We start from the raw sequence: 8,894 nt of genomic DNA on the forward strand, positions 1-8,894 counted from the left end.
TCGTCAGACGCACCTGACTCTCACCCCCGCCGGAACGTGTTCCCGGAGAGACGAGCGAACTTGACCGACAGCTCGACGACGGGGCTGTGCCGCATCACGGTACGCGCCCCCTCGAAGTCGATGGACCTGGCGGTCCCCGGCGACATCCCCGTCGCCGACCTGCTGCCCACCCTGATCGAGTACTGCGGCGAGGGCCTGGCCGAGTCCGGCTTGGAGCACGGCGGCTGGGTACTCCAACGGCTCGGCGGCCGGCCGCTCGACGAGGAGACCACCATCGACGCCGCCGGGCTGCGCGACGGCGAGACGCTCTACCTCCGCGCCCGCGCCGACGCCCTGCCCGAACCGCACTTCGACGACCTGGTGGACGGCATCGCCACCGCGATGAGCCGCCGTCCCTTCGCCTGGACCCCGGAACTCGGCCGCCGGGTGCTGATCGGGCTCGCGGTGACCGCGCTGGCCGCCGGGCTGATCGTGCTGGCCCTGCCCGGACAGGACTTCTGGATACGGACCGGGGTGGCCTTCGCCGGCGGCCTGCTGATCCTGGCCGGCGCGGCCTCGGCCAGCCGCGCGGTGGGCGACGCGGGCGCGGGCGCGGCGCTCGGCTTCATGGCCACCTGCTACTGGACGTACGCCGGCTGGCTACTGCCGGGCGGCGAGCTGCACGGCGCCGACGCACACCAGGTGCTGGGCGCCCGGCTGCTCGCCGCGTCCGCGGCGGCGGCGAGCGGCGCGGTGCTGGCGCTGGCGGCGGTGGCGGCCTTCACCCCGCTGTTCCTGAGCACGGCGGCGGTCGCGGCGGCGGGCGCGCTGGGCGGTGCCATCGTGATCGTCTTCGACCTGACGCCCAGGGACGCGGCGAGCATCGTCGCCCTGGTCACCGTGGTCTTCGGCGCGCTCGTCCCGGCGATGTCGTTCCGGCTGTCGGGCCTGCGGACGCCACCGCTGCCCACCAACGCCCAGCAACTCCAGCAGGGCATAGACCCGCACCCCAGCGCCGAAGTGGCCGCCCGCACCGACATCGCCGACATCTGGATGACCGCACTCCTCGCGGCGGCCGGACTGATCTGCCTCGCCTGCTCCGCCGCCCTGGTGCATCCGATCGCCCTGCCCGGCGGCTGCATGGCCGGGGCGCTCTCCCTGCTCCTCGTGCTGCACGGCCGGGGCATGGGCAGCCTGTGGCAACGGCTCGCGCTCATCGCCCCGGGCGCGTTGGGCGCGCTCGGGCTGATCATCGGCACGGCCCTGACCATCGCGCCGCAGCAGCGGCTGAGCCTGCTCGCCGCCCTGTTCGCCACCGCCGCGGCCCTCGCCATCGCCTCCTGGACGGTGCCGGGCCGGCGGCTCGTGCCGTACTGGGGCCGGGCCGGCGAACTGCTGCACTCCGCCGCGGCGGTCAGCCTGCTGCCGCTGGCCCTGTGGGTGCTCGGCGTGTACGGCATGCTGCGGTCGCTCGACCTCTGAAAGGGCGGAACCAACCCATGCAGAACCGTCGCGACCAGGTCCAGGCACACATGTTCATCATGGGCCGGCTGACCTCGGGATTGCTGCGCACCGACCTGGACGCCCCGGAGAGCCCGGTCGGCCGGACCAACCGGGGCCTGGTCATCGGCGTCGTCGTCGCGGTGCTGGTGGCCGCCGGCGCCTTCGTCTTCGGCCTCATCTCGCCCGGTACGAAGGGCGCCTGGCAGGTCTCCGGGGCGCTGATCATCGACAAGGACACCGGCTCCCGCTACCTCTACGCGGACGGCGAGCTGCACCCGGTGCTGAACTACGCCTCGGCGCTGCTGCTGGTCGGCTCGGCCAACCTGTCCACCACGACCGTCGGCAACGCCTCGCTGCGTCACGCCCCGCGCGGCGGCGCCGTGGGCATCAGCGGAGCGCCCGACACGCTGCCGGCCACCGGCGACCTCGGGGCGGACCGGCCCTGGCTGGTCTGCTCGACGGACGCCTCCTCGTCCTCCACCGTCCTGGCGGTGGGCTCGTCCGCCGTTCGGCAGGGCCTGCCGGACGGCGGCGCCCTGCTGGTGTCCGGCCCGGACCGCACCCGCTACCTGGTCTGGGAGGGCAGCCGGCTGCGGATCGACTCCGCAAGCGGCGCGCTGGAGAGCCTGGGCTACGGCACGGTGACGCCACGTCAGGTCTCTGCCGCCTTCCTCGACGCGCTACCCGCCGGGCCCGACCTCGCCCCCGCGGACGTGCCCGGCCGGGGCGACGCCGGACCGTCCCTGGGCGGGCTCACCACGAAGGTCGGCCAGGTCTTCCAGACCCAGGTGCCGGGCTCGGCGGCCCAGTACTACCTGCTGCGACGCGAGGGCCTGGTGCCGCTGACCGCCACCGAGGCAGCGCTGCAGCTCGGCGCCCCGGACGCCGCGAAGAAGGCGTACGCGGGAGGCTCGGCGGTCGCCCGGGAGCTTCAGGCCGGCGTGCTCAAGGGACACCTGGCCGCCGCGGCCACGTCCGGAGCCTCCGCCGCCTCCGGCGACCTGCCCGCCGCCCCGCCCACCGCCGCCGGGGTCGCGGACGGCTCGGCGGTCTGTGTCGGCGTACAGCCGGGCTCGTCGGCCGGCTCGGGCTCGGCCTCCGCCGTGCGCGTGAGCGTCGCCCTCGTGCCGGCCTCTTCGCTCACCGAGGCGGCCCCCGTGACCGCCGACCGTACGACCGCCGCCCGGGCCGCCTGCCTGCCGGTGGACCGTGTCGCCGTCGAGCCGGGCGGCGGGGCCCTGGTCCAGGCGCTGAACGCGGGCGGCGGCGCCACGGACGGGAGTACGTACCTGGTCACCGACACCGGGCAGAAGTACCTGGTCCCATCGGCCGACGACCTGACCGCGCTCGGCTACACCACGGCCGAGGTCCGCCAAGTGCCCTCGCTGCTGCTGTCGATGCTGCCGGCCGGCCCCGACCTGGACACCTCCGCGGCGTCCGGCGGGGGCGGCGCCGGCGGCGGCCCCGGCACCCAGGGATGCGGGTCCGCGGCGGCGAAGCCCTCCGTCGGCCAGTCCGGTGGTCCCGCCGATTCGCCCCCCGGTGCGACGTCTGTTCCTTCGGGCGGCAGCGCAGGGTGAACACGGGGTTAACGGGGCCACCGAGGCGTCACTTGAGAGCTGTTGCGAACGTCAACTCCCCGGCCCTACGATCGAATTGGCCTCCAGAAAGCGGGGAGAACGAGTGGCTGAGGTGACCCACGGTCCGCAACGACCGAGTCGTCGATCCCCCGTCCAGATCGTGGTCCGTGTGCCCCGAGCCGCACGAGTGAGAAACAGGGCTCGGCCGGCGAGGCCCTCGGCTCTTGCGCCGACCATAACGCCGCCGCAGTACTACTTCCCTTCCGTGCGTCCGGTCTCCTGACGCCGGGCGACAGGAGACGACGAAGAGATCCGGCGGCACCGACACCGAACGCGACCCGACCGAGAGAAGGGGCCCGCATGTCCGACGTGACCAGCGGCCAGCAGTCATCCGAGACCTCGACCCGCAACGGCATCATGGCCCTGGAGCAGGCGTACTCCAGCATCCAGAACTCGCTGCGCGACGTCGAGAGCACCAAGAACAACCTGGCCTCCAACTACATGGGCAGCGACGGCGGCAAGTACGGCCAGCTGCTGGACCAGTGGGACGACCAGGTGGTGGTCATCCTGAACAACCTCAACGACATGATCGACAAGCTCAACCAGAGCCTCGCCGAGCACGGCAAGATGCAGGGCTCCGCCCACGACGCCATCGACAGCGCCTTCAGCAGCAGCCAGGCCGCCTTCGACGCGCTCGCGCCGTCGATCTCCTGAACAGGATCGGGGACAACCAATGAGTGACAGCCTGAGCGACGGTTTCATCCACGTCGAGTACAACGCCGCCTACAACGCCGCCGACGACATGGTCGGCCAGACCAGGGCGATCGAGGGCACGCTGTCCAACCTGGAGCAGGAGCTCAACGAGCTCAAACAGACCTGGTACGGCAGTGACGCCGAGGTCTACCGGCAGAAGCAGGCGGCCTGGGACGGCGCGCTCACCACCATGCAGCAGCTGCTCAACTCCCACGCCGGTCTGCTCACCGACGTCTCGGACCAGTACAAGTACACCGAGAACAGCCTGAGCCAGCTCTGGTCCGAGGTGTCCATCGGCCGGTGACCCGGACCGGGGCCACAGCCGCCGCACCGGGGACGCATGACGCCCCCCGGCGGCGGCCGGCCCCGCAGCGCACGCACCGCACCGCCGTCCACCTCTGAGAGGAAGAACCCGTGGCGGATCTCACCCACCTTGATTCGGCCGGACTCACCGCGTTCGTCAACGGCCCCGTCGACACGTTCGTCAACGACCTCAAGCTGATGGACGGGGACGACACCAATGGCGGCTACCCGGCCCTGAAAACCATCAGGGACGGTGTGAGCGTGGACCAGAAGGAGGGCATGGTCTGGCCGCTCGCGATCGGCAACATGGCCAAGGACGCGGATTCGCACGTCGACGGCGTGAACTTCGGCAAGGCGTTCTCGGACAACGTCGCCGCCCTCATCACCATTCTCGACAAGCAGCACACGCTCTTCGGCGACATCGCCGACAACCTGCGGACCACCATCAAGGACCTGCTGAGCGCTCAGGGGTCCAACCTGACGAGCGTCGAGGGCGAGCCCTTCCTCGCGGACTTCACCGACGTGGACGGCGACCTGTCCAGCGGCGGTGGCTCGACCACCACGTAGGCCCCTGACGCCTCGCCGGGCAGTGACCCGGCACCCGGCCGTTCCGTCCTCCCGTCGCCGTCCCATCCCGGAGCCCCGTCTTGAGCAGCCTCGACGTCCCCACCGATGACAAGTGGGCGATCGCCGTCACCCTTCTCACGGGTTACCCGATGCCCTCGCGGACCACCGTCTTCGACGCCGTGACGAGCGACGAGGCACACGGCAGGATCCCCATGATCTCGGTCGTGATCGAGGACAAGCCGTTCTCGTGGAACTGGGGCACGATCGGGACCAACGTGGACGGCCACGACTGGGTCATCCCGTTCTACAACGCGGGCTCGGACGGATCGCATGACGACCCCACCCTGAAACGGGTGCTCATCGACTACATCAACCCCGGTACCGCGCCGTTCAGCTACCCGAACACCTACCTGACCGAGGGCGACAAGGCGTCGCTGGACGGCGGCGCACTCGGGCAGTACATCGTCGGATCGGGGGCGGCGCTCAACGCCCTGGCCTACACCCCCTATTCGACCTACAAACTCGCGGTGAGCGGCATGGACGTGCCGGACGCGGGAGCCGTCGACCTCAACACCTTCACCAACGCGGCGAAGGCATTCGACCGCGTCGGCACGTTCTTCGTCGGCCACGCCGAGACCCTGAACCAGTGGAAGGAATCCCTCGGCAAGGAGAACGCCTCCTGGAAGGGCAAGGCGGCCGGCGTCTTCTGGCACCTGATCGACGGCCTTCACAAGAACTACCAGAGTTACGCGGACCAGATGCACCCCAGCGACTTCACGGCCGCGAACACCGGGAAGGTCAACGGATACGTTCCGACGACCAAGCAGGGCGACGCGGTCATGGGCGCCGGAAACGCCCTGTACGCCGAGATCCTCGCGTTGCGCACCGCGTGGCAGTCCTGGAGCAACGGGACCTACGACCAGACCCTCACCATGGCGGAGGACACCGCCCAGCATTCCATGACCGGGGCCAACCCGTACGGCATCGTGGAGAGCATGCTGAGGGAGGTCTACCTCTGGACCCTGAAGCACAACCTCACCGAGGTCACGTCCAAGATCTCGTACACGTACACGACGACCACGCTGCCCAACGGCAACCAGGGGCCCACGATCAAGACCGGGCACTCGGGCCCCCACACCACGGCGGACTTCAAGCAGAACTTCCCGGGGTTCGGCGATCTCGGCGTCCTCAGCACCTGGCAGGCGCTCGGCAAGACGGCGGTGCACCAGTGGAACCAGATGGTGAACGACCACCTCCTGCCCACAGCCGAGACGTCGCTGTCGAACATCCACAAGGCCTGGGTCGCCGCCCAGCACGACCTTGAGGACGTGGTGACGACCAAGAGCACCACCACGCTCGCCGCGTCCTACGAGACGGAGAGTTCCACCACGGGCGGCGACGACACCACGGACGAGGTCAACAAGCTCATCAAGCAGATGGAGGAGGACTCCAAGAAGGCCATCGACGAGGCCAACGCCGCCGCCAAGAAGGCCATCGACGAGGCCAACGCGGCGATCCAGAAGGCGCAGGACGAGGCCCAGAAGCAAGCGGAGGAAGCCAACGCCGCCGCTCAGAAGGCCATCGACGAGGCCAACGCCGAGCTGAAGAAGGCGCAGGAGGAGGCCAAGGCCGCAGCCGAGGAGCAGAACAAGGAGGCCAAGGAGGCCATCGACGAGGCCAACGCCGCGGCCAAGAAGGCCGTCGAGGACGCCAACACGGCGGCCGGGGAAGCCGTGGAGGAGGCCAACGCGGCGGTTGAGGAAGCGCAGAACGAAGCCTCGGCGCAGATCGAGGAGAACAACGACGCGGCCCAGAAGCAGATCGACGGGTTGGAGCAGGAGCTGGAGAACCAGGCCTCCACTACGACGGGGGACACCAGCGACCCCGGCGGGGACGTGACCGCCGGTCTCACCACGACGATCACGGCGGCCCCGCTCGACGACACGACGCTCCTGCCCAGCGGGACCACCACCGCGGGCGGCGCCGGCACGGTCACGAACGACGACGGCAGCATCACCGCCGACTACCCCGACGGCACCACCGTGACCACCGGCACCGATGGGACCGTCACCCGCGTCGACCCCGACGGCACCACCACCGTCACGTACCCCGACGGCACCGTGCAGACGCAGAACCCCGACGGCACGATCTCCACGCAGACCCCCGAAGGCACCATCACCACCAGCAACCCCGGTTCGACGGGCGGCGACGTCACCACGCAGTACCCGGACGGCTCGTCCGTGACGACCAACCCGGACGGCTCGACCACGGTCACCGAGACCGACGGCACGACCACCACGGTCAACGGGAACGGCGACATCACCACGCATTACCCGGACGGCACGACGTCGGTGACCACGCCGGACGGCACCATCACCACGACCAACCCGGACGGCTCGACCTCGGTCACGGGCCCGGACGGCTCGGCCTCGGTGACGGGTCCCGACGGCACGGTGACGACCACCGACGGCAACGGCACGACCACGGTCCAGTACCCGGACGGCACGTCCCTGACGACGACCCCGGACGGCACGACCACGGTGACCGGGCCGGACGGCACCATCACCACGTCCGACGGCAGCGGAACGATCACCACGACCAACCCGGACGGCACGACCCAGGTCACCAACCCGGACGGCACGATCTCCGTCACCGGCCCGGACACCGGGGCCACGGTGACGGCTCCCGCCACGGGGACCGTCACCACGCCCGACTTCCCGACCACCACGGTGCCGAGCGGCACCACCACCGTGCCGGACACCACGTTCCCGACGACGACCGTGCCGAGCCGCACCACCAGCGTGCCCAGCGGCACGACCACCGTGCCCAGCGGCACCACCAGCGTGCCGAGCGGCAGCGCCTCGTACGGCGGTGGCGGCTCCGCGGGCGGCTCCGGCTCGCTCGGCTCCTCGGACGGCTACGACTACCAGGACCTGTCCGGCAGTTCCGGCGACCTCACGTCCAACCCCTTCTCGTCGTCCGACGTGTCGGCCGCGACCAGCCTGCTGGGCAACGCCGCCTCGTCCTCCGGAGCCTCGCAGAGTTCCTCGGGCAGCCCGGGCATGATGGGCGGCGGCGGCATGGGCGGTGGCAAGGGCGACGACTCCAAGAGCGAGCGCGTACGCAACACCCCCGGTACCAGGGGCAACATCAGCCTCCCGGGACGTGGCGTGACGGACTCCCGCTCCCGCCGGACCGACGACGACGAAGTGATCGAGGAGGAGGCTCCGGCGCCGTTCGCGACGGCCGGCGGACCCGGCGGCGGTGGCAACAACCGCCAGGCGACCGAGAGCGGCGACCGCGAGCGGTTGGCCTGGGTGCAGGAGGACGAGGACGTGTGGGGTACCGAGGAGGGCTCCGCCCCGGCGGTGATCGGAGGATGAGGCGGCGATGAACGAACGTACGGGCCCCGGGGACCCCATGGAGCAGCGCCTCGCCGAAGCGATGGCGGAGCTGGAGTCGATGGAGGCCGCCGTGGCGAGCGCCGAAGCGCGGATGAGCCGCTTCTCGACGGTGGTGACGTCCCGGGACGGGTCGGTCGAGGTCACGGTGGGCCCGCAGGGCCAGCTGACGGACCTGAAGTTCCTGGACGGTAAATACCGCTCCATGCCCGCCCCGCAGTTGGCCGCCGCCGTGCTCGACGCGGCGGAGGAAGGCCGTACCCGGGCCGCCCACGAGGTCAAGCGCCTGTTCAAACCGCTGACCGAACCGAGCGAGGCGGTGCCGGAGCTCTCCGGCATGACCGTCGACTGGGACAGGCTCTTCGGCCCCGGAGCCGCTGCCCCCGGCGAGGGTGCCGGAACACCATGGCAGTCGGCCAACGCCCGGCTGCGTGACGAGATCAACGAGGACGACGAGGACGGACGGAACTGATGACAGGCCAGTCATTCGACGCCGACAAGGACGCCGTGATCGCAGGCACCCGCGCCATCCGCGACCTCGCCGCGTTCGCGAAGAACCTCGGCCTGGTGTTCAGCGCTCAGCTGGCGGACACGAGCTGGACGGGTAACGACAGTTACGGAAAGCAGCTCAAGCCGAGGTTCATCAAGAACAGGGATGCCGTCGAGGAGACGATGAACGGCGTCAGTACCGGGTTCGAGGCCATCAGCCACGGCACGCTGACGAACCTGGGCACGATTTTGAACACGCAGGGTTCGGTCATCGAGTCGATCGACGAGCAGGGCGGCAACTCCGGGGTCCACACATAAC

Annotated in this window: 8 protein-coding genes; all 8 read left to right on the forward strand. The window is 70.5% G+C overall.

Annotated features, from left to right (window positions below; all coding sequences use genetic code 11):
* Positions 1–60: 60 nt before the first annotated feature.
* Positions 61–1,461 (forward strand): type VII secretion integral membrane protein EccD, encoded by a 1,401-nt coding sequence (eccD, locus tag RWE79_RS35590; RefSeq protein WP_475944316.1) that lies wholly within the window; start codon positions 61–63, stop codon positions 1,459–1,461.
* A gap of 17 nt (positions 1,462–1,478) precedes the next feature.
* Positions 1,479–3,062: a type VII secretion protein EccB gene (eccB, locus tag RWE79_RS35595; protein ID WP_475944318.1), complete on the forward strand. Its 1,584-nt coding sequence runs from the start codon at positions 1,479–1,481 to the stop codon at positions 3,060–3,062.
* Positions 3,063–3,422: 360 nt separating this feature from the next.
* Positions 3,423–3,776: a WXG100 family type VII secretion target gene (locus RWE79_RS35600; protein ID WP_475944320.1), complete on the forward strand. Its 354-nt coding sequence runs from the start codon at positions 3,423–3,425 to the stop codon at positions 3,774–3,776.
* Positions 3,777–3,795: 19 nt separating this feature from the next.
* On the forward strand, positions 3,796–4,119 hold the full coding sequence (locus RWE79_RS35605) for a WXG100 family type VII secretion target (RefSeq protein ID WP_475944322.1): 324 nt from the start codon (positions 3,796–3,798) through the stop codon (positions 4,117–4,119).
* Positions 4,120–4,229: 110 nt separating this feature from the next.
* Positions 4,230–4,685 carry a type VII secretion system-associated protein gene (locus RWE79_RS35610; protein ID WP_475944324.1) on the forward strand — a complete coding sequence of 152 codons (456 nt, stop codon included), beginning with the start codon at positions 4,230–4,232 and terminating at the stop codon, positions 4,683–4,685.
* 80 nt (positions 4,686–4,765) lie between these two features.
* Positions 4,766–8,068, forward strand: a complete 3,303-nt coding sequence (locus RWE79_RS35615; RefSeq protein WP_475944326.1) for an AAWKG family protein — start codon at positions 4,766–4,768, stop codon at positions 8,066–8,068.
* 7 nt (positions 8,069–8,075) lie between these two features.
* The gene (locus RWE79_RS35620) at positions 8,076–8,558 is read left to right on the forward strand and encodes a YbaB/EbfC family nucleoid-associated protein (RefSeq protein ID WP_475944328.1); all 483 of its coding nucleotides are present in this window, start codon (positions 8,076–8,078) and stop codon (positions 8,556–8,558) included.
* A complete protein-coding gene (locus RWE79_RS35625) occupies positions 8,558–8,893 on the forward strand; it encodes a hypothetical protein (protein ID WP_475944330.1) in 336 nt (111 codons plus the stop codon). The genes RWE79_RS35620 and RWE79_RS35625 overlap by 1 nt, the downstream gene beginning before the upstream one ends.
* Position 8,894 lies beyond the last annotated feature (1 nt).

The organism is Streptomyces sp. RLA131 (assembly GCF_056270125.1).

Bases quoted from the DNA above. Each gene is read 5' to 3' on its own strand.
- eccB (WP_475944318.1), top strand. From the start codon at position 1,479: ATGCAGAACCGTCGCGACCAGGTCCAGGCACACATGTTCATCATGGGC.
- RWE79_RS35600 (WP_475944320.1), top strand. From the start codon at position 3,423: ATGTCCGACGTGACCAGCGGCCAGCAGTCATCCGAGACCTCGACCCGC.
- RWE79_RS35605 (WP_475944322.1), top strand. From the start codon at position 3,796: ATGAGTGACAGCCTGAGCGACGGTTTCATCCACGTCGAGTACAACGCC.
- RWE79_RS35620 (WP_475944328.1), top strand. From the start codon at position 8,076: ATGAACGAACGTACGGGCCCCGGGGACCCCATGGAGCAGCGCCTCGCC.
- RWE79_RS35625 (WP_475944330.1), top strand. From the start codon at position 8,558: ATGACAGGCCAGTCATTCGACGCCGACAAGGACGCCGTGATCGCAGGC.